The following is a 19,929-nucleotide window of genomic DNA, read 5'->3' as shown; positions in this document are numbered from 1 at the left end:
CTCAGTCGTCGCCTTTGATGATGGTGCTGCGGGTGGTCGTGGTGGTTTTCTTTTCCACGGTCGGCGCAGGCACGGGCACGATGGCGGCCGAACGGCGGACGATGACCTTATTGGCCACCAGGCTGTCGCCACTGCGGGTGTAGTACACGGTCACGGGCAGGCCGGACTTCACGGTCTCGATGGAGACGGGCTGGCCATTTTCATCCACATAGGTGGTGGTCTTGCTGAAGGTGTAGCGCAGGGGATCTGCCGAGGTCTCTGTGCGCACCACCAGGCCTTCAGGGCCGTAGGTATTGATCACACCCGTGGTCGTGGTCTGGCTGGTTTCCACCGCAGGAGCCGTGGGGGTATTGATGCCGCGCACCACCACTTTAGTGGCCACCATGGCATCGCCTTCCTGGCTGTAAAACACGGTCACTGGCAGGCCAGACTTCACCACGGAGGTGGAGACTGGATTGCCGTACTCATCCACATACGTGGTGGTCTCGCGGAAGGTGTAGCGGGAAGGCGTAGCGCCCGTGCTGGAGCGGATGATGATGGACTGCGGGCCGAATTCATTGATGACGCCTTCCGAAGAAGTCGCCGTGACGGTTTCCACCCGCTGCACCTGCGCCAGCAGAGAGGAGGAGGTGAGGAGCGTGGTGGCCAGCAGGCCCGCCTTCAGGGAATGAGTGAAGAGAACTTTCATGATGCAGAAACAGTTAGGAGTTTGGTTTTTGGGGCAGGCAGTATCACCGCCCGCACTGTCTATTCGCCATCCGGTCACTTCTTGTGCGTAACAAAAAGTGCGTTTTAACATTTCGCATTCTCTGCCATCCATCCTCCGCCGCAGGCGCGAATAGCTCCCCGAAATGATCTCCATGTATCTGCGGACTGCCGACGATCTGGCACGTTTCTAGTGGGTCGGTCTTTGAATTTCGCTGGCTTATCCCTCACTCCCCTGTTTCACTCTCCCTATGCGTCCCCCTCACTTCCGGCTGGCCTCCACGCTCCTCACAGTCGCCTGTTTGCTACCCACTCTACCTTCGTGCACGCTGGTAGCCACCAAGCCCGCCCGCAACCCCACCGACCATGTCTTTGTCCGCTACTGGCCCGCCCCAGAGGGCAGCCTGAAACTGGCGGTGAAGGACTTCATTGACATCAAAGGTCAGGTCACCTCCGCAGGCTCCGCCTACTTGGCAAAGAACAATCCCCCCGCCAGGCAGGATGCCGCCTGCCTCCGGCTGGCTCGCGCGCGTGGCGTCCATATTGTAGGCAAGACCAATGCCAGTGAATTTGGCGTGACCTCCTCCGGTGTGAATCCCCACTTTGGCACCCCGCGCAGTCCGCTGACGGATCGTAAGCACCGCGTCATCTCCGGCGGCTCCTCCAGCGGCTCCGCCGTCTCCGTGGCCACCGGCATGGCAGACATCGCTTTTGGCACCGATACTGGCGGCTCCGTGCGCATCCCTGCCGCCTGCTGTGGCGTGTATGGGCTGAAGACCACCTACGGTCTCGTCTCCCTGAAAGGCGTGTTTCCCATGTCGCCGAAGAACCTGGACACCGTGGGCCCTCTTGCCAAAACCATCCCCAACCTGGCCACCGGCATGAGCCTGCTGAAGGCGGGCTTTGAAGACGAATACGCCGAGGCCCGGGCCGAGCACCCTAATGGCCGCAGCCTGCGCGTGGGCCGCCTCTACGTGGACGGCACCGACCCCGAAATTGACCGCGCCATTGATTCAGCTCTGAAAAAATCCGGCTTCCGCATTGTGAAACTGGACAAGGCCTTCAAAGACGCCTGGGACCAGGCCCAAAAGGATGGCCTCACCATCGCCGTGGGAGATGCCTGGACGAATGATGAGCCATATAGCAACAAGCGCGGCGTCTCCAGCGTGACGAAAGCAACCATTTTGTTAGGCCGGATTGAGCACGTCACCGGCGGCTACGAGGCCGCGCTGAAACGCAAAGCCGCCTGGCAGCGCACCCTGCGTCGCACCTTTGGCCGCGTGGACCTCATCGCCCTGCCCACGCTGAAGCAGTTGCCACCCGCCATCCCCCGTTTCGGCGGTTCCGTGCTGTTTGAGGCTGTCACCTTCAGTTTGCAAAACACCGTGAGTTTCAATTACTCGGGCAACCCCGCCATCGCCATCCCGGTGCCGGTGCAGGGCAAGGAAGTCCCTGTCACCAGCCTGCAACTGGTGGGACCCCGTTTAAGTGAGGCGGAACTTTTGAACGCTGGGCGCATTGTGAGTTCCAAGCGCTTATGAAAAATTGGTCATCCTTTTGGTTCGGCGTCCGTGCGATTTGCGCATCGGGCATTTTGCTTGCAGGCTCAGTTCAGGCACAGTCCGTGCAGGACTTGGTGAAACAAGGCGAGGTCTATGACCTGAAGCTGGATGCCAACCAGGCTCTGATCTACTACCTCCAGGCTGAAAAGCTCGATCCCCAAAATGCTGACGTGCTCGTGCGCATTGCCCGGCAGTATCGCCACCTTATGGCGGACACCGCTTCTAAAACGGAAAAGCTCAAACTCGGCAAAGTCGCCCTGGGTTATGGTCAGCGGGCCGCCGCTCTGGCCCCGAAGAACTCCGATGCCCAACTTTCCCCCGCCATCAGCTACGGGAAAATGCTGCCGCTCCAGGACTCCGGCGAGCAAGTGCGCTGCTCCAAACTCATCAAACAAGGAGCGGAAAAAGCCATCCAGCTCAATCCCCGCAACGATCTCGCTTGGCACATCATTGGTCGCTGGCATCGCAATGTGGCCGACATCAGCGGCATCAAGCGCACCCTGGCCGCCCTGGTTTATGAAGAGCTGCCCGAGGCAAGTACCACCGAGGCCGTGACCTGTCTGGAAAAAGCCATCGCCCTCAATCCTCGTCGCCTCATTCACTACATTGAGTTAGGCCGCACCCACGCCCAGATGGGCAATAAGGGCGAAGCGCGCAAATACCTCGCCAAAGGTCTCAAGATGCCGAGCGTGGAAAAGGACGACGAAGAGGCCAAGTCGGTTGGTAGGTCTTTGCTTGCGAGCCTTTAAATGACTTAAAACAGAGCGGTGGAGATTGTCTCTCCACCGCTGCTATTCCATTGTGTGCCAGTGAGGTGACCTGTTCCTCGCGGGCGCACTTTGGCGTCAAAAGCTGTTTTACGGGATGGTAACCAAAGGACCTGTGCGGGCTTGGGAAGGTAGATCGCAGAGGGAGCCATCAATGTACTGGTGATGCCAGAGCTGGGTGGCAACAACCGCAGCAAGGCCCATCTCAATGGAAAGGCGGGGCAGGGAGGTCGCTCGCAGAGTACTGTACGTTTTGCGCCAGTGTTGGACTGTGGCTGCATCGAAGTAGCCCGTGCGTTTGAGCGAATCCTCACTGAGGAGCTGGCGGATGTAGGGCGGCTCGGGCTCGAGGTGGAAGCTGTCCAGCGGAGCGCGGAAGATGACCTTGCCACGTTTGTAAATGGACGGTGGCAGCCAGCGTTCGGCCAGGAGACGAAGGAGGTGCTTGTCGCGAAAGCCACGCAGCTTCCAGTCGGGATGCAGCTTGGCGCAAAAGTCAAAGACGGCCTCATCCAGGAAGGGGTAGCGCACTTCCACAGAGGAGTGCATGGCCACGCGGTCGCCCTTGGCCTGGAGAAGATGCCCGGCCAGGGTGACGCGACCAGCGACCCAGATGCCACGATTCAGCGGGTGCCATTTTTTGGCGCGGTCCAGGTTCATACCGAGGGTGGACCAGGGATCGGTGGATTCCCGCACGGTGTGCATGGAGTCGGAGTAAAAGCGCAGCTTTGCTAGGCCCAGCAGGCCGTAGCTATCAATCCAGGCATTCGGGCCGCCAACGTTGGCCTCGGTGCGGGCACGGAAGCTCGGAGGATATTGAGGCACGTCGCTGAATCTCAGGAAGGCGCGGCGAGCTTTATCACTGATGCGCAGACCGGGGATGGCATCGAGAAAACCGATGATCTTCGCGGCTTTGTACCAGGGGTAACCGACGAGCCACTCGTCTGCACCTTCGCCGGTGAGTACCACTTTTTGACCACATTCGTGGACTTTTTGGGCCAGTTGCAAAAGGGAGGCGCAGGAGGTGTCAATGACCGGGGCTTCCGCGGCCGCGATGAGTTTGGGATACGTGGAGATCGCGTCCTCGTGAGTAAACTCCTGCACAACGGGAGGTGGTGCGCCGATGAATTTGGCCACCATGCTGGCGGCATCCAGTTCGTCCAGCTTCGGGTCATTCACCCGTACGGTGTAGGTGGAGATGGACTTGCCGCGCAGGTGACAGGCCAGAGCCAGGATCATGCTGGAGTCCACACCACCAGAGAGGTAAGAGCCCACGGGCACATCCGCGCGCAGGCGTTTGCCCACGGCATCGAGCATGACGTGTTCAAACTCATCCACCAGGGTCTTCGCATTCGTCTCGGGGTTTTCCTGGCCGGCATCGGGGAAGTCCATGTCCCAGTAGCGGCGCTCGCGGATGCTGGGGCTGCCGTGGCTGTGACCGGGCAGCACCTCTAGGAAATGCGCCGGGGGCAGCATCTGGATGCCCTCAAAGCAAGTGATGGGACCGGGCAGCGCGGAAAAGGTGAAGACGTGGTCAATGCCGCGCCGGTCCGGGATGGCGGGGACCATGCCAGAGGCGAGCAGGCTCTTGATCTCGGAGGCAAAGAGCAGCCAGTCGCCCTGGCGAGTCCAATAGAGTGGGCTGATGCCGAAACGATCTCGCCCCAAGGTCAGTTTCTGCTGCCGCTCATCCCACAGGGCGATGGCGAACTGGCCGCGAAGGCGCTCGAACATGCCCTCGGCACTCTCTTCCCACATGTGGGGGATGATCTCGGTATCGCAGTGGGTGACCAGGGTGTGGCCCCGGGCAGCCAGCTCCACGCGCTTTTCCACGTGGTCGAAAAGCTCGCCATTAAAAACGACGGAGACATTTTTGTCCTCGTTGTGCATGGGCTGCTGACCATCAGCTAGGCCAACGATGCTGAGGCGGCGCGAGGCCATGGCCAGTCCAGGGCGGATAAAGAAGCCTTCTTCATCGGGCCCCCGGTGATAAAGGGCCAGGGACATTCGTTCGATGATTTCGTGCGGCACACTGCGCCGCCCGACCAGATCCATCACGCCTGCAATGCCACACATCTTGTTAAGTCAGTCCTCAAGTTAAAGGGTTTTGTTCACAGAACCATCGTTGCTGAGACGTTTTATGCGTTTCTTATCGCCAAAATTGAGCGATAGTCATTAAATTAGCGGTGTATGCCCTCTATGGGCCACTGCAAAAAATACTGTTTTGCCCAAATGACCCCCGGTGAACTGCTGATTTTAACAATCTCTGAAAAAACAGGGACGCACAGCAGGCACTTCGCACGATTCGAATTACGGGCGGCGTCAGTTTTGGCAAAAAAACTCGTCTCCCCAACTCCCCCTACGCTTGAACTGCATGCATAAAGAAGGAATCGCCATCATTGGTATCGGCTGCCGCTTTCCCGGCGGAATTAACGACGTCGAAGCTTTTTGGAAATTACTGGCGGAGGGGCGTGATGCGGTGTGCGAAGTGCCCCCAGATCGCTGGAACATCGAACGTTTTTACGATGCTGAGCCAGGCCTAGCCGGGAAGTCCATTGCCAAACGCGGCGGCTTTTTGGATTCTATTGATCAGTATGATCCGCAGTTTTTCGGCATCTCCCCGCGCGAGGCCCCGTATGTGGACCCGCAGCAGCGACTGGTCTTAGAGACCGCCTGGGAAGCGATTGAAGATGCTGGCATCGTGCTGGATCTGGAAAAAGGCACGGACATTGGCGTCTATGTGGGTGTTTCCCACACAGACTATCAGGTCATCCAGGGCACTCCGTTTGACTCCGCAGGCATCGGCGCGCACTCCTCCACGGGCAGCGCACACTCCATCGCGGCGAACCGCATCTCCTACTCGCTGAATCTCACGGGCCCCAGCGTGGCCATGGATACGGCCTGCTCCTCCGCCCTCACAGCGGTGCATGCAGCCTGCGAATACATCTGGACCGGGCGCGGGCACACCGCCCTGGCCGGTGGCGTGACGGTGATGATCACCCCGGGTGGGTTCATCGGTTTCTCCCAGGCCTCCATGCTGTCTCCAGACGGCATGTGCAAAGCCTTCGATGCAGATGCCAATGGCTTCGTGCGTGCGGAAGGCGCAGGCATGGTGATGATGAAAAAGCTTTCCCAGGCCATTGCCGATGGCGACCCGATCCAGGGCGTCATCCTGGGTACGTCCACCAACCAGGACGGCCACACGAATGGCATCTCCCTGCCCAGCCCCGAGGCCCAGGCCCGGCTGGTGAAGGATGCGTGCAAAGACGCGGGCATCAGCCCAAGCGAGATCGGCTACATCGAGGCGCACGGCACGGGCACGGCGGTGGGAGATCCCATCGAGGCCACGGCGCTTTCTGAAGCTCTTTGTGAAGACCGCGACGAAGGCTCCCCCCTCGCCATGGGTTCCGTTAAAACGAACCTGGGGCACATGGAAACAGCGGCTGGCGTGGCCGGTCTGGTCAAGGCGCTGCTGGTGCTGAAGCACGGCAAGATCCCGCCGAGCCTGCACTTCAAAACGCCGAATCCGCACATTGATTTCAAGGCGCTGAAACTGCGCATCCCGGTGGAGATGGAAGACTTCCCGGAAAGCTACGAAGTGCGCATGGCTGGGGTGAATTCCTTCGGCTTTGGCGGGGCCAACTCCCACGTCATCCTGGCGGAAGCGCCTAACAAACCGCATGTCAAGCTGCCCGCCTCGGCCTTTGATCGCCCTTGGCCCCTGGTGCTTTCGGCCCGCTCGGAAGAGGCGCTGAAGGCCACGGCGTATCGCCTTTCTACCTGGCTGGAAGATCATGAGAAATCCAACGGCACCTCCCCGGTGCTGCCGGACCTCTGCTACACCCTGGGAGCGCGGCGCAATCATCACCAGCATCGCCTGACGATGGTGGCGAAGACGGCGCATGAGGCCATCGCCACGCTGAATGCCTTTGGCGTCGGCTCGGAAGTGCCAAACGTGCGCAGTGGGTTCTCCCCACGGCGCGAGACCGCTGCGCGGGTAGGCTTTGTCATGAGTGGCCAGGGCCCTCAGTGGTGGGGCATGGGCCGTGAACTCATGAAGAATGAGCCGGTCTTCCGCAAGTCGATGGAGGCCTGCGCTGCGGCGCTGAAGCCGTGGGCCAAATTCTCCCTCCTGGAGGAGTTAGGCCGCGATGAAAAGGACTCGAAGATGAGCATGACGGAGATCGCCCAGCCGGCCATCTTTGCCATGCAGGTGTCCCTTTCGGAACTGTGGAAATCCTGGGGCGTGCAGCCTGCGGCCATCGTGGGCCACAGCGTGGGTGAGATCGCCGCTGCCTGCGTGGCGGGCGTGCTGAGCCTGGAAGAAGGCGCGAAGGTCATCGCCCTGCGTGCGCGTTTCATGAATGAATGCGCTCGTGGCGCAGGCACCATGCTGGCTGTGGGTCTGGATGAGGAATCCGCCCTGGCCGTCATCTCGCGGCATGACCGCGTGGTCAGCATCGCCGCTTTCAATGGCCCGCGTTCTTTGACCCTATCTGGGCCGAAGGAGTCGCTGGAAAAGATTCGTGTGGAGCTGGAGGCGGACAGTGTGTTTGCCCGTTTTGTGCGGGTGGATCACCCCTTCCACCATGCCTACATGCAGCCTGCGGCCGATGAACTCGTGGCGGCACTGACCGAGCTGGAACCGCGTGAAGAAACGGTGCCGTTTTTCAGCACCGTCACCGGTGACCGCATCAGCGGCAAAGAGTGCGATGCAGGCCACTGGGGCCGTGGCATCCGGCAGGCAGTGATGTTCGCCCCAGCGGTGAATGCGCTGGCAGACTTCGGCGTGGATGTGTGGCTGGAAATCACCGCTCACCCAGCCCTGTCCCTGTCCATCCAGGAGTGCCTGGGTGCGCGCAATCAAAAGGCCCCGGTGGTGGCTTCGGCACGCCGGGATCGTGAGCATGAATCCATGCTGGAAGCCGCTCTGGAACTGCACCGCGCCTGTGTGGATCTGGACTTCAAAGGCATGACGCCTTCCCGTCATCAACTGGCCCTGCCGACCTATGCGTGGGACAAGGCCCGCTGGTGGAATGAATCGCCAGATTGGCGCGAAGGCCGTCTTGGTGCTGGGGGCAAAGGCCTGCTGGACATCCGCCTGCCGCGCGCTACGCCGACGTGGATCGCGCGTCTGGACAATCGCCACATGGCCTTCCTGAAAGATCACAAGGTGGAAAGCCACGTCATCTTCCCTGGAGCCGGTTTTGTGGAACTCATCCTCGAAGCGGGGGCGCAATACTTTGAAGGTCGCCCCTTCGCTGTGGAAGACTTTGAAATCCGCAAGCCGCTGATCCTCACAGAAAACCCTTCCGGCGTGGTGCTGGAAGTGACCTATGAGCCGAACGAGCGCACCTTCACCATCCAGAGCAAATTCGACACCGGGGCGGCATGGTCCGTCCACGTGGTCGGCTCCATGCGCGGTGAGCGTACGGAATCTCTGTTCAATGCCACGACCTGGGAAGGTGCCACGGAGGGCCTGACGTCCCTGGACGTGACGGATTTCTACCAGCACATGAGTGACCTGGGCCTGCGTTATGGCGATGAATTCCGCGCCGTGCGTGAGCTGTGGGCAGCCGGTGGCAAGGCCGCAGGCCGCGTGGCGCTGTCTGAAAACATCGCCCATCGTGCGGGTGAGTATTGCCTGCACCCCGTCCTTCTGGATGGCGCGCTGCATACCTTCTCTGCCGGGTCTAAAACGGTGGAAGATCGCAAGGCGAAGATGAAGCTGCCCGTGCGCTTTGGCCGCATCCTGTATCTGCGCTCTCCAGGCGCCGTGACGCGGGTGCAGGCGAAAGTGGTGCAGTTCAATGACGAGTTCATCGAGGGCAACATCGGCCTCTACGATGAATCCGGCGCGCCTTGCGTGTTGGTGGATGGTTTCCGCGCCGTCAGCATGGCCGCCGCCCGCCGCGCAGGCACCAGTGGCACACGCGATCTGCTGTATCATGTGGACTGGGAACGCACCGCCTCGGTGGGCACACCCGCTACCCTGACTCCGGTGCCTTTGGCCGACCTGAAAGAGGCGGCTCAGAAGACGCTGGAAGAAGTCATCGCCGTGCGTGGCAAGGCGAACCTGGAGGCCACCATGGCCGCTGAGGATGACCTCGCCGCCGCCCAGATCGCTCGCGGTCTGCGCCAGATGGCCGCTGGCCTAAAGGCCGACGAAGTGTGGACCGTGGACAGCCTGAAAGTGGCTGCGCCGATGCAGCGCGTGTATCACCACCTGGTGAATGACCTGACCAAGCGCGGCCTGCTGGCTGTGAAGGGCGCAGGCCATGTGCCGACGGCGACCTTCGATGCCGCTGCGGACAACGCCACGGAAGTGCTGAAAACCTTCGTGGATCAAAACCCCGGCCACTTGCCGGAAGGCATGCTGGTGAACATCACGTGTGCGGAATTGGGTCCGATCCTACGCGGTGAGAAAGATGCCGTGCAGGTGCTCTTCGGCGGCGCTAACAGCGATCTGCTGGATCAATTCTACGGCGACGGTTTGCTCTCCAGTCACTGGATGGCGGCCATCACCAGCGCAGTGAATGAGGCGGCGAAAAACCTGCCGGAAGGGCGCGGCCTACGCATCCTGGAAGTGGGTGCCGGTACCGGGGGCCTCAGTGCCTACCTGCTGCCGCTGCTGCCACGCGGCCTGCATTCCTACACGTTTACCGACGTGTCCGCCGGGTTCTTCTCCGTCGCGGGACAAAAGCTGGCGGCCTTCCCTGAGGTGGAGTTCAAAGTGTTTAACCTGGAACAACCGCCCGCCGCGCAAGGCTACGAAGCGGGCACCTATGACCTCGTCATTGGCACGAACGTGATCCATGCCGTGGCGGATGTGCGCGCCACGCTGGGTTACCTGCATGAGGTGCTGAAACAGGGCGGTAGCCTGGTGTTCATGGATGTGGCCACGCCGCAGCTCTGGACGGAAAGCGTCTTCGGCCTCACCAGCGGCTGGTGGCATCTGACAGATCGTGATCTGCGTCCGGATCAACCGCTGATGCAGCGCCCTGAGTGGGAAGCCGCGATGAAAACGGCAGGCTTTGCCGAAACCACCTCCATCCCGGGTCTGCACGGTCCGCGTGGGGGAGAGGGGCAGATCGGTCTTTTGGGCCGCAAAGCCTGGACGGAGACGCAAGCGGTGACGCAGGTGGATGCCGAACAAACTTTGCCATTGGCACCTGAGGCCTCTTGGCTGGTGTTCGCTGACAAGGGTGGTCTGGGAGATCAACTGGTGGCGCAGCTCAAAGCCGCTGGTGTCCGTGTGCGCACGGCCCGCCGCGGTGCTGCCTATGCAGCCAAAGGCGATGACTACACCCTGCGTGCCGATACGCCGGAAGACTGGATGACCCTGGTCACCTCCTATGCGGACGATACCCCGCCCGAGCGTATGACCTACCTGTGGACGCTGGATGAACCCGCGGGCAAAGGCGAAGGCGATGCGGCGCTGATGGGCATTGATGCCCTGCTGCACCTGACGCAGGCGATTGAAAACACCACCCCGGCCGTCAAGCTGCGGATGGACCTCATCACCCGAGGGGCCCAGCCCGCAGGCCAGCACATGGGGCTGACCAATGTGGCGCAGGCACCGTCCATCGGTGTCTTCCGCGTCATCGTCAGTGAGCACCCGAACTTTGCCTGCCGTGGCCTGGATCTTCCCCCGGAAGCCTCCGCTGAAGATGCCGCCCTGCTGTGGCGTGAGCTGCTGCAGGAACACGGGGAGCGCGAGATCGCCATCCGTGGTGAAGCTCGTTATGTGCAGCGCATCAAGCGCGGTCTGCCGGTGAAGGAAACCGTGCTGGATCCCAAGATCCCGCTGCGCCTGGAGTCGCGTGAACGCGGCATGCTGGACACGCTGAAGCTCACCCCCTTCACCCTGCCGGTGTGTGGGGATGGAGAAGTGCTCATCGAAGTGAAAGCCGCAGGCATGAACTTCCGCGACGTGCTCAAAGCGCTGGCGCTGTATCCGGCGGAAACACCGGACGCTCGCATCTTTGGCGATGAAGTCGGCGGGATCGTTCTCGCCATCGGCAAGGACATCAAGCACGTCGCCGTGGGTGATCGCGTTTTTGGTTTGGCCGTGTATGGCCTGGCCACGCACACCCTGGCCCGTGGTGGGGATGTGGTGCGCATTCCAGATCATCTGTCCTTTGAGGGTGCAGCCACGCTGCCGGTGGTCTTCATGACCTCCTGGCACGCGCTGAACAATGTGGCCCGCATGCGCAAAGGCGAGACCATCCTGGTCCACGCCGGTGCAGGTGGCGTGGGCATGTCGGCCATCCAGATCGCTCTGCATCTGGGTTGTGAAGTCATCGCCACGGCAGGCAGCGCCTCCAAGCGCGCCCTGCTGCAAACGCTGGGTGTGAAGCATGTCATTGACTCCCGCCGCGCCGACTTTGCCGATGCGGTCATGGACCTGACGAATCGTAAAGGCGTGGATGTGGTGCTGAATGCCCTCGCGGCCGAGGCCATCCCCATGGGCCTTTCCTGCTTGTCCGAGTTCGGTCGTTTCATTGAGATCGGCAAACGCGACATTTACCAAAACTCTCGCATCCCACTCTGGCACCTGCGCAAGAACGCCTCCTTCCACGTCGTGGCTATGGATGCGGTCTTTGGTGGGGATGAAGAACTGACACGTCGTTTGTTAGGTGAGCTGGTGGAGCTGGTGGAACAGGGGGCCCTGCGCCCGCTGCCCTTCCGCGCCTACCCTGCTAGCCGCGTGGATGCCGCCTTCCGCCTCATGGCGGCTGGCAAGCACACAGGCAAAGTGGTGGTGACCTTCACGGATGCGTTTGTGAATCGCCGGGGTGAAGCCCCAGCGCCTGGATTTGAAGTGAAGGCCGAGGGCACTTACCTCATCACCGGTGGCTTTGGTGGCTTTGGCCGCGTGCTGTCGCAGTGGTTGGTGGACTGTGGCGCGCGTCATTTGGCGCTGGCCAGCCGCAGTGGTGCATCCACGCCTGAGGCGAAGGCCTTTGTCACCCAGATGGAAAGTCAGGGTGTGAAGATCCAGATCCTGAAAGGCGATGCCGGCGAGCCGGAGGACATTACACGGATGCTGCGTGAGATCGAGGCTGCCAAGGTGCCGCTGAAAGGTGTGTTCCACCTGGCCATGGTCATTGACGATGCGCCGATGGGCGTGCTGAACCGCGAGCGCATGCGCACCGTTTTGGCCCCCAAGGCGCTCGGTGCCTGGAAGCTGCATGAAGGCACGCTGGATCTGAATCTGGACTGCTTCGTCATGTTCTCCTCCATCTCCAGCGTGTTTGGCAATCCGGCCCAGAGTAACTACTCCGGTGCCAATGCCTTCCTGGATTCCCTGGCGCATCATCGCCGGGCTCTGGGCCTGCCCGCTCTGGCGGTGAACTGGGGTGTGCTGGGTGGCGAAGGCTACGTGGCGCGCAATGAGAAGGTGGCCGAGTTCCTGGCACGCCAGGGCACCTCCGCCATCACTCCGGGCGAGGTCGTTTCCTTGCTGGAAACCTTCCTCACCGCAGGCTCAGCCCAGGTGGCCGCACTGCGGGTGGATTGGGCCAAGTGGCGGCAGTCCTTCCGCGGTCTCCAGGAAAATCCTTTGCTGGAGCACATCTTCGCCTCGGGCGTGGAAAGTGCGGAGTCTGGCGGCATGACCGGGGATTGGCGTGCGAAGATTGACGCCGCCTCCGCCGAAGATCGCGCGGGCATCATTGCCCAGGCTTTGAGAGAAGTTGTCGGCTCCGTCCTGCGCGTGAAGCCAGACAGCCTACGCGATGACCAGCCGCTGACGGATTTGGGTCTGGATTCCCTCATGGGGGTCGAGATCGAAAACCTCATCGAAAGCACCATCGGCGTGGCTCTGCCACCGACCAGCCTCATGCGTGCCCGCACCATCGGCCAGTTGGCCGCGCTCATTGGCGAGCATTTGGGCGGTGCCTCCGGTGCGGCGGCGAAAGCGCCAGCGGCCCCTGCGGTCGTGGAGGCCCCCACCTCCGTGGATGAAGTGGATCTGGATGCCATCTCGGATGACGACATTGCCAGCCTGCTGGATGATGTGACGGCGGCAGAGGAAATCCCGGCCCCGGCTGCCAAAGCCGCACGCAAAGCCGGTGCCTAAGCCGATGTCATCCTGACATGTCTCTAGACCTTCGTGCCAACCTCAAACAGTGGCTGGAGAGCGGTGAAATCCGTCTCCAGCCCCTGAGCCTGCCCCAGCGTGAGCTGTGGGAAAATTCGCCCGTCGCCCCCGGTGACATCGGCAACCACATCTGCGCTTTCATCGAGGTGCGGGGCAACATCACGCAGGCGGACTGCGATGCGGCGCTGAAGCTGGTGGTGGAGCGGCAGGAAGTACTGCGGCTGTCTTTCCTCCCCGGAAAGGAGCAGCCGTTTCAGATGATCCGCCGCACTGGCACCGTGGTGCTGGATTACCGTGAACTGCCCGCGGAGCAAGCTCACGGAGAGGCTTTGGAAGCCGTGATGCGGGAGATTTTTACCCGACCTTTCGACATGCTGCGCGGGCCTCTCTACCGAGTGGAGATGCTGCAACGTGGGCCGGGAGATCTGGTGCTGGTGTTTGCCATCCATCATGCCATTGCCGATGGCTGGACCCTGGGCGTCTTCGTTCAGGAACTGGCGGCGGCTTATCTGCAAAACAAGCTTCCTGGCGGGGGTCCCCTGCCGCCGGTGGAGATGAGTTACACCGCCTGGGCGGCGGCAGAACGCGCTTCTTGGCAAGCCTCAGAGCTGGAAACACGCGCCGCTTTCTGGCGCAAGCATCTGGCGGAGATTCCCCGCCTGTGGGAACGCCCGGCGGATGAAACGGCGCGTGCTGGAAAGCTCACCTACTGGGCCTCCAGCCTCTCCCCGGAGGCCACCCGCAACATCCGCGCTCTGGCAAAGACCACGGGCGCGACGCTGTTCAATACTTTGTTAGCCGCGTTCCAGGTCACCCTGGCGCAGTGGACCGGGAAGACGGACATCATCGTCGGCAGCCCCGTGGCGAATCGTACCAAACAGGCCGCGAAGGAAACCATGGGCTACTTTGCCGGTGTGGTGCCCCTCCGCGGGCAGGTGGACCTCACGCAGACCTTTGCCACGGCGGTGAAGCGCGTGCAAGATGCCAGCATGGACTGCTTCGCGGAAGCCATACCCTTTGCCGAACTTGCGAAAGCGCTGGGCGTGCAAGCGGAGGCCGGGCACAACCCGATCTACGACGTGCGTTTTGCCCTGCAAAACCACCCCATCCCAGACATCACCCTGCCGAGTTTGTCATTTAAACTGCGCATGCGGTCCACCGGCACCGCCCGGTTTGACCTGGCCTGTGAAGTGACGGAGGATGGGGACGAACTGGAAGTGGTGTGGCTCTACAGGCCCTCCCTTTTCACTCCTGAAGACACGCAGGAACTGAACCGCCGCTACCAACGCGTGCTGGCCAACGTATCCCTCTCACCCCATACTCCCCTCGCCGATCTCCTGGCCTGAATGTGATGAATGCCGCCGCCTCTTCTTCTGATCCCCTGGACCTCACCGTGAAAGGTGACGGGGCCGATCCCCATGAACCGCACTGGATCAGTCGCTCAGCCTTTCAGATCCTGGTTTTTGTGCTCGTCTTTATCCAGGCCGGCCTCATGGCCGCGCTGTATCATGAGAACTGGTGGCTGGTGGTCCCGCTGGTCCTGCTGGCGGGGCATTTCATGCACGGGGTGCTCATCGGCTTTCATGAGGCCTCGCACGGCCTGCTTCGGAAGAACCGGAAGTTCAATGAATTCGACGGCGTCTTCATCGGCATCCTCAGCCTAACCAGCTTTAGTTTATACCGTGCCGCTCACCAGACGCATCACATGCACCTGGCCACGGAGCGGGATGAGGAGCTGTGGCCCTTTGTGGACCCGCAGACCCCGCGCTGGCTGCGGCGCATGGCCGCCTTTTTAGAGCTGACCTTTGGCCTGTGGTTCACGCCCTACCTGTTTCTGCGCACCTTCTTCCGGGCGAATTCCCCCATCCGGAACAAACGCGTGCGCAAACGCATCTGGCAGGAGATCATCGGCATCGTGGTCTTTTGGTCCGTGGTGGTGGCCACCGTCGCGTGGTTTGGCCTGTGGAAATATTATCTGTGCCTGTATCTGCTGCCTGCGATGATGGCGGCCAATCTGCAAAGCTGGCGCAAGTACGTGGAGCACGTGGGCCTGCGCGGCACCAGCGCCACTGGGGCCACGCGGAGCATCGTGGATGAAGGCTGGACCGGCAAAGTGCTGGCCTACACGCTTTTGCATGAGCCCTTTCATGGCCTGCACCATCGCCACCTGGGCATGCACCACTGGGAACTGCCCGCGCGTGCCGCCGAGCTCGCGCCCCGCACGGAGGAGGAAACGGCTCCCTACTCTAGCTATCGCCTGGCCGTGCTGGATCTGCTGCGTGACCTTGCCGACCCTAAAGTAGGGCCACAATGGCGCAGCCAGCCGAAGTCTCCAGAAGCCCCTTCTTCCATGGCCATGCCGGGTTGAGTGGGGCACGGTTGTTTTTCCCTTTCCACCTGATGAGTGCCCCTCCCCCGTCCTCCAGCGCTGCGTCTTTGGTTTACGAAGCCATCGGCCTGAAAAAGGACTACGACGGCGGCCAAGTGCAGGCCCTGCGTGGCGTCAGTTTCCAGGTCAAAGCCGGTGAGTTTGTGGCCATCACGGGCCCCAGCGGCTGTGGCAAAAGCACCCTCCTGCAAATGCTCGGCGCGCTGGATCGTCCGGCGGCTGGCACGCTGAATTATCGCGGTCTATCTTTGCCAGACGTGGCAGACCCGGCGGCCTATCGTGCGCATGAGATCGGCTTCATCTTCCAGGCCTTTCACCTGCTGCCTACCTACACGGCGGTGGAGAATGTACAGATCCCCATGTTTGAGGGAAAACTCAGCCTCAAGGAACGGCGCGACCGCGCGGTGGAGCTGCTGGAGCAGGTAGGCCTGGGCCATCGCATCCACCATTTTCCCGGCAAACTTTCCGGTGGTGAACGCCAGCGCGTGGCCATCGCCCGCAGCTTGGCGAATCGCCCCTCCGTGCTGCTGGCGGATGAACCGACAGGCAATCTAGACAGCCACAATGCCGCCCAGGTCCTCGACCTGTTGGTGAAGCTGCATGAAGAGCAAAAGATGACGCTGGTGATGGTGACGCATGATCTCGGCATCGCCCGTCTGGCCACCCGCACGATTTTGATGAAGGACGGCCAGGTGGTCTCCGACGGTGCCCTGCCAGCGGTGACTCCAGCCCAAGCCTAACGAATTATGAATTTCTTCACCATCGTGGTTCGTGGCCTACTACGCCGCCGCGTTCGCACCGCCCTCACCCTGGTGGGCATCTCCATCGGCATCGCCGCTGTGGTGGCTCTGGTGGGCATTTCAGAAGGCTTTGAAAAAAGCTGGGCCACCGGCCTGAAGGCACGCGGGACGGACATTGTGGTCAGCAACATGGGCGGCGCGATGGTGCCCAAGCCCTTCAGCCCCACGGTGCGGGATCGCATTGCCAAACTGCCGCAAGTTTCCGCCACCTGCATGCTCATGGTGGAACTCATGAGCGTGGAAGAGGCGGATATGATCATGGTCTCAGCCCGCGAGTGGGGTGGCTTCACCTGGGATAAGCTGACGGTCACCTCCGGTCGCCTGCCGAAGGATGAGAATGAGCAGGCCGTGGTCCTGGGGCAAACCGCCGCCGAAGTGCTGAAAAAGAAAGTCGGGGATACCCTGCAAGTCGAGGCCACCGAGCTAGCCGTGGTGGGCATCGTCAATGGCGGTGCCCTGGTGGAAGATGGCTCCATCATCCTGGCGCTGCCCGTTTTTCAAACGCTGATGGCCAGCGAGGGCAAGATCAATGTGGTGGACGTGCGGGCCCAGCCCGGCATGACGGAGGAGCAACTGCAGGTCCTGTGTGCCGAGATCAACAAGGTGGCCCCTGAAGTGCGCGCCGTTTCTGTGGCCCAACATTTTAACAACAGCCAAGGCTACAAAATGATCCGCGCCATGAGCTGGGGCACCTCCCTGCTGGCCGTGCTTGTGGGCGTGCTGGGCGTGATGAATACCATGCTCATGACCGTCTTTGAGCGGAAGCAGGAAATCTGCGTGCTCCTCGCCCTGGGCTGGAAGCGCAGCCGCATCGTGCGCATGGTGCTGTGGGAGTCTGCCCTGCTGGGTTTCGCCGGCGGGATCGGCGGTGTCCTTCTCGGCATCCTGGGTGTGGAGGCTATGCAAAACGCTCCCGCCATCAAAGGCCTGCTGGAGCCAGACCTGAGCCCCTCGCTCTTACTCAAAGCCGTGGCCATCGCCGTCATCGTGGGCGTCCTCAGCGGCCTCTACCCCGCCTGGCGCAGCTCCCGCCTGAATCCCGCCGCCGCGCTGAATGGGTGAGCTGGGGGGTGGCCAGCCACAGATTTTCCTTTTTCCGGTCTTAGGCCCCGATACAATCTGTGGAGTTACGCGTGCAAGATGGCCGCGAGAAACGATGCCTTTGACCATGAAGACGTTCCCCCTTTCTTTTGCGATGCTCGCCCTTGGCTGGGCAGCTCTGGCTCCCGCCACAGCGGCTGAATCTCCCGCCACAGCAGCAGAACTGGCCGCACGCCTGAATGCCGATCGCCTCGACGGCACGGCCTACGTTCGCCTGCGCCTGGAGGTGAATGGCGGCGGGGCCATCCAGATCCAGACCAAAGAACGCCACACCCAGGCAGGCACCGACCTGGTGTACCAGATCCTGTTCCCCAAAGAGCGCAAAGGTGAGTCTGTCCTGCTGCGCAAGCCCAGCGGCCAGGCCGCACGCGGGACCCTTTTTGTCCCGCCTGACAGCGTCAAATCCCTCTCCGCTGCGCAGCTCAAAGAAGGCCTCTTTGGCAGTGACCTGACCTATGAGGACTTGATCGAAAACTTCTTCGGCTGGAGCCAGCAAACCCTCGTCGGCACCGAAGATGTGGGCCGCGTGAACTGCCAGATTTTAGAGTCCAAACCCGGCTCCTCGGATCGCTCCAGCTACGCCTCTGTGAAAAGCTGGATTGACCCCAAACGCCGTGTGCCCCTGCGTGTGGAAAAGTACAATGCCGCAGGCCAGGTCGTCGTCCGCATGGAGACCACCCGCGTGGAAAAAGATGATCTCGACCGCCACCTGCCCGCCAGTCTCAGCATCACGCGCGCTGGGTCCAGCGGCAGCGGTACCGTCATGGAAGGCTCGCGCATCAAACATGGCGTCACCTTGACCGACGCTGACTTCAGTCCGGAAGGCCTGAAGGTGCTGACGACGCCGAAGTGAGGTGAAATCTGGTGGAGCCCCGGCCTCAACCATGATCTGTTAGCCGCATGAAGCTGACTGACCTCACGGCCCACCTCGATACCCTCCTGCGCATCCGCGAACTGCCGGACTACACCCCCGCCGTTAATGGCCTGCAACTGGCCAATCGCCCAGGTGAAGTGAGCCATGTCGTCGCAGCCGTGGATGCCACTTTGCCCGTGGTGAAAAAGGCCATCGCCGCCGGGGCAGATCTCCTCATCGTTCACCACGGTATGTTTTGGAGCGGCCTGCAGCCGTGGACTGGAGCCACATTTGAGCGTCTCAGCCTCGCTTTGGAAAATAACCTGGCCATTTACAGCGTCCACCTGCCTTTGGATGTGCATCCTCAGTTAGGCAACAACGCGCAGATCGCCCAGGCCATGCAATTGCAGCCCAGCGGTGGGTTTCTGGATTACAAAGGCATGGCCGTCGGGGTCACCTGCGAGGCCAAGCTTCCTTTGGAGGAAGTGATCTCCCGCTTCACCACGGCGCTGGACGGCGGGCGCGTGCACGTCTGCGCCGCGGGGCCCAAGATCACGCGCAAGATCGGCATCTCCTCTGGAGGTTCCGGGTCCGAAGTGGCTGCCGCTGCGCGTGCCGGGGTGGATACCTTTATAACGGGTGAAGGGCCACACTGGAGCTACACCCTGGCGGAAGAACTGGGCATCAATGTCCTCTATGGCGGCCATTACGCCACCGAGACCTTCGGCGTCAAAGCCCTGGCCCAGCATCTCCAGGACCAGTTCGGCCTGCCATGGACGTTTGTGGATCACCCCACCGGGCTGTAACCATGGCTTTCCTAACCAACGATTATTTCGAGCGCGACGTGCTTACCGTCGCGCGCGACCTCATCGGCGTGGAGCTCGTCTGGCAGGGCTGCTCAGGGATCATTGTGGAGACCGAGGCCTATGCCGTGGAGGGCGATCCCGCCTGCCACACCGCTACCCGACCCAGCGCGCGCGAGTTTGTGAAAAGTCAGGCCCCTGGCACGGCTTACGTCTATTTTAACTACGGCATGTACTGGCTGTTTAACCTGCTGGTGAAAGGTGGCGAGCGCGATGGCCTCATCCTCATCCGCGCTCTTGATCCACGCCTGGGGATCGCCGAAATGCAGCAGCGCCGGCAACGACCCAAGGTGACGGACCTTTGCTCCGGCCCAGGCAAGCTTGCTCTCGCGCTCGGTATCGGGGGTATCCATCATGGAGCCACCATGGCAGGCAGTCGCCGATTGAAAGGCTGTGGCTTACGCTCAGGGCCCGAGAGCCTCGAAGTCCTCAGCGATGTGCGTGTGGGCATCAGCCAAGCAGCCGATTTCCCCTGGCGCTTTCTCGCCCGTGACAATCCTCACGTGAGTGTGAAGCACGGGCGAGTCAAAGTGCCGATCAAATAACGCCGCCGCCCAGGAACAGGCGGAGCGCCGCAATGAGGGCAACAGCCATGTTAATGGTTAGGCCGATCTTGCGTTTGGGGAATGAACCAAAGATGATGCCGATCAGTGCCCCGAACAACGTTGCCCACAATGTCCAACCGAGCAGCGGGATCAGGCCGGGGATCAGCAAGGCCGCACAGACGAGACCAATGAGAACAGAGATGGTTTGCATAACGTCTCCATCCTCACCCGCGTCCTGC

At 61.5% G+C, this 19,929-nt stretch carries 13 protein-coding genes; 10 read left to right on the top strand and 3 right to left on the bottom strand.

Annotated features, from left to right (window positions below):
• Position 1 precedes the first annotated feature (1 nt).
• Positions 2 to 688 (bottom strand): hypothetical protein, encoded by a 687-nt coding sequence (locus tag ABEB25_RS12960; protein ID WP_345736832.1) that lies wholly within the window; start codon positions 686 to 688, stop codon positions 2 to 4.
• 268 nt (positions 689 to 956) lie between these two features.
• On the opposite strand from ABEB25_RS12960, the gene ABEB25_RS12955 reads away from it, so the two are divergent.
• Together ABEB25_RS12955 and ABEB25_RS12950 are read left to right on the top strand one after the other, a co-directional pair.
• The gene (locus tag ABEB25_RS12955) at positions 957 to 2,246 is read left to right on the top strand and encodes an amidase (protein WP_345736831.1); all 1,290 of its coding nucleotides are present in this window, start codon (positions 957 to 959) and stop codon (positions 2,244 to 2,246) included.
• Positions 2,243 to 3,016, top strand: a complete 774-nt coding sequence (locus ABEB25_RS12950) for a tetratricopeptide repeat protein (protein WP_345736830.1) — start codon at positions 2,243 to 2,245, stop codon at positions 3,014 to 3,016. The genes ABEB25_RS12955 and ABEB25_RS12950 overlap by 4 nt, the downstream gene beginning before the upstream one ends.
• A gap of 108 nt (positions 3,017 to 3,124) precedes the next feature.
• On the opposite strand, the gene asnB is transcribed toward ABEB25_RS12950, so the two are convergent.
• Positions 3,125 to 5,110, bottom strand: a complete 1,986-nt coding sequence (asnB, locus tag ABEB25_RS12945; protein WP_345736829.1) for an asparagine synthase (glutamine-hydrolyzing) — start codon at positions 5,108 to 5,110, stop codon at positions 3,125 to 3,127.
• A gap of 298 nt (positions 5,111 to 5,408) precedes the next feature.
• On the opposite strand from asnB, the gene ABEB25_RS12940 reads away from it, so the two are divergent.
• The 8 genes from ABEB25_RS12940 to ABEB25_RS12905 all read left to right on the top strand — a co-directional run bounded on the left by ABEB25_RS12940 (position 5,409) and on the right by ABEB25_RS12905 (position 19,690).
• Entirely contained in the window at positions 5,409 to 13,118 is a 7,710-nt protein-coding gene (locus tag ABEB25_RS12940) for an SDR family NAD(P)-dependent oxidoreductase (RefSeq protein WP_345736828.1), read from the top strand.
• Positions 13,119 to 13,135: 17 nt separating this feature from the next.
• The gene (locus ABEB25_RS12935; RefSeq protein WP_345736827.1) at positions 13,136 to 14,485 is read left to right on the top strand and encodes a condensation domain-containing protein; all 1,350 of its coding nucleotides are present in this window, start codon (positions 13,136 to 13,138) and stop codon (positions 14,483 to 14,485) included.
• Between the two features lie 5 nt (positions 14,486 to 14,490).
• On the top strand, positions 14,491 to 15,507 hold the full coding sequence (locus ABEB25_RS12930; RefSeq protein WP_345736826.1) for a fatty acid desaturase family protein: 1,017 nt from the start codon (positions 14,491 to 14,493) through the stop codon (positions 15,505 to 15,507).
• 32 nt (positions 15,508 to 15,539) lie between these two features.
• Positions 15,540 to 16,268, top strand: coding sequence for an ABC transporter ATP-binding protein (locus tag ABEB25_RS12925; protein WP_345736825.1), 729 nt, complete (start codon positions 15,540 to 15,542; stop codon positions 16,266 to 16,268).
• Between the two features lie 6 nt (positions 16,269 to 16,274).
• Entirely contained in the window at positions 16,275 to 17,390 is a 1,116-nt protein-coding gene (locus ABEB25_RS12920) for an ABC transporter permease (protein ID WP_345736824.1), read from the top strand.
• A gap of 106 nt (positions 17,391 to 17,496) precedes the next feature.
• Positions 17,497 to 18,282 (top strand): outer membrane lipoprotein-sorting protein, encoded by a 786-nt coding sequence (locus tag ABEB25_RS12915; protein ID WP_345736823.1) that lies wholly within the window; start codon positions 17,497 to 17,499, stop codon positions 18,280 to 18,282.
• A 47-nt stretch (positions 18,283 to 18,329) separates the two neighbouring features.
• Entirely contained in the window at positions 18,330 to 19,088 is a 759-nt protein-coding gene (locus tag ABEB25_RS12910) for a Nif3-like dinuclear metal center hexameric protein (protein ID WP_345736822.1), read from the top strand.
• Between the two features lie 2 nt (positions 19,089 to 19,090).
• On the top strand, positions 19,091 to 19,690 hold the full coding sequence (locus tag ABEB25_RS12905) for a DNA-3-methyladenine glycosylase (RefSeq protein WP_345736821.1): 600 nt from the start codon (positions 19,091 to 19,093) through the stop codon (positions 19,688 to 19,690).
• Here ABEB25_RS12905 and ABEB25_RS12900 read toward each other — a convergent pair.
• The gene (locus tag ABEB25_RS12900; RefSeq protein ID WP_345736820.1) at positions 19,683 to 19,901 is read right to left on the bottom strand and encodes a hypothetical protein; all 219 of its coding nucleotides are present in this window, start codon (positions 19,899 to 19,901) and stop codon (positions 19,683 to 19,685) included. The two genes, ABEB25_RS12905 and ABEB25_RS12900, sit on opposite strands and share 8 nt — an antisense overlap.
• Positions 19,902 to 19,929: the final 28 nt, after the last annotated feature.

The sequence above is a fragment of the Prosthecobacter algae genome (genome assembly GCF_039542385.1).
Lineage (GTDB): Bacteria > Verrucomicrobiota > Verrucomicrobiia > Verrucomicrobiales > Verrucomicrobiaceae > Prosthecobacter > Prosthecobacter algae.
This window is presented reverse-complemented; position numbering and strand designations above follow the sequence as displayed.

Coding starts and splice junctions, on each gene's coding strand:
- asnB (WP_345736829.1), bottom strand. CDS start 5,110: ATGTGTGGCATTGCAGGCGTGATGGATCTGGTCGGGCGGCGCAGTGTG.
- ABEB25_RS12905 (WP_345736821.1), top strand. CDS start 19,091: ATGGCTTTCCTAACCAACGATTATTTCGAGCGCGACGTGCTTACCGTC.
- ABEB25_RS12900 (WP_345736820.1), bottom strand. CDS start 19,901: ATGCAAACCATCTCTGTTCTCATTGGTCTCGTCTGTGCGGCCTTGCTG.
- ABEB25_RS12915 (WP_345736823.1), top strand. CDS start 17,497: ATGAAGACGTTCCCCCTTTCTTTTGCGATGCTCGCCCTTGGCTGGGCA.
- ABEB25_RS12955 (WP_345736831.1), top strand. CDS start 957: ATGCGTCCCCCTCACTTCCGGCTGGCCTCCACGCTCCTCACAGTCGCC.
- ABEB25_RS12950 (WP_345736830.1), top strand. CDS start 2,243: ATGAAAAATTGGTCATCCTTTTGGTTCGGCGTCCGTGCGATTTGCGCA.
- ABEB25_RS12925 (WP_345736825.1), top strand. CDS start 15,540: ATGAGTGCCCCTCCCCCGTCCTCCAGCGCTGCGTCTTTGGTTTACGAA.
- ABEB25_RS12940 (WP_345736828.1), top strand. CDS start 5,409: ATGCATAAAGAAGGAATCGCCATCATTGGTATCGGCTGCCGCTTTCCC.
- ABEB25_RS12910 (WP_345736822.1), top strand. CDS start 18,330: ATGAAGCTGACTGACCTCACGGCCCACCTCGATACCCTCCTGCGCATC.
- ABEB25_RS12920 (WP_345736824.1), top strand. CDS start 16,275: ATGAATTTCTTCACCATCGTGGTTCGTGGCCTACTACGCCGCCGCGTT.
- ABEB25_RS12930 (WP_345736826.1), top strand. CDS start 14,491: ATGAATGCCGCCGCCTCTTCTTCTGATCCCCTGGACCTCACCGTGAAA.
- ABEB25_RS12960 (WP_345736832.1), bottom strand. CDS start 688: ATGAAAGTTCTCTTCACTCATTCCCTGAAGGCGGGCCTGCTGGCCACC.
- ABEB25_RS12935 (WP_345736827.1), top strand. CDS start 13,136: ATGTCTCTAGACCTTCGTGCCAACCTCAAACAGTGGCTGGAGAGCGGT.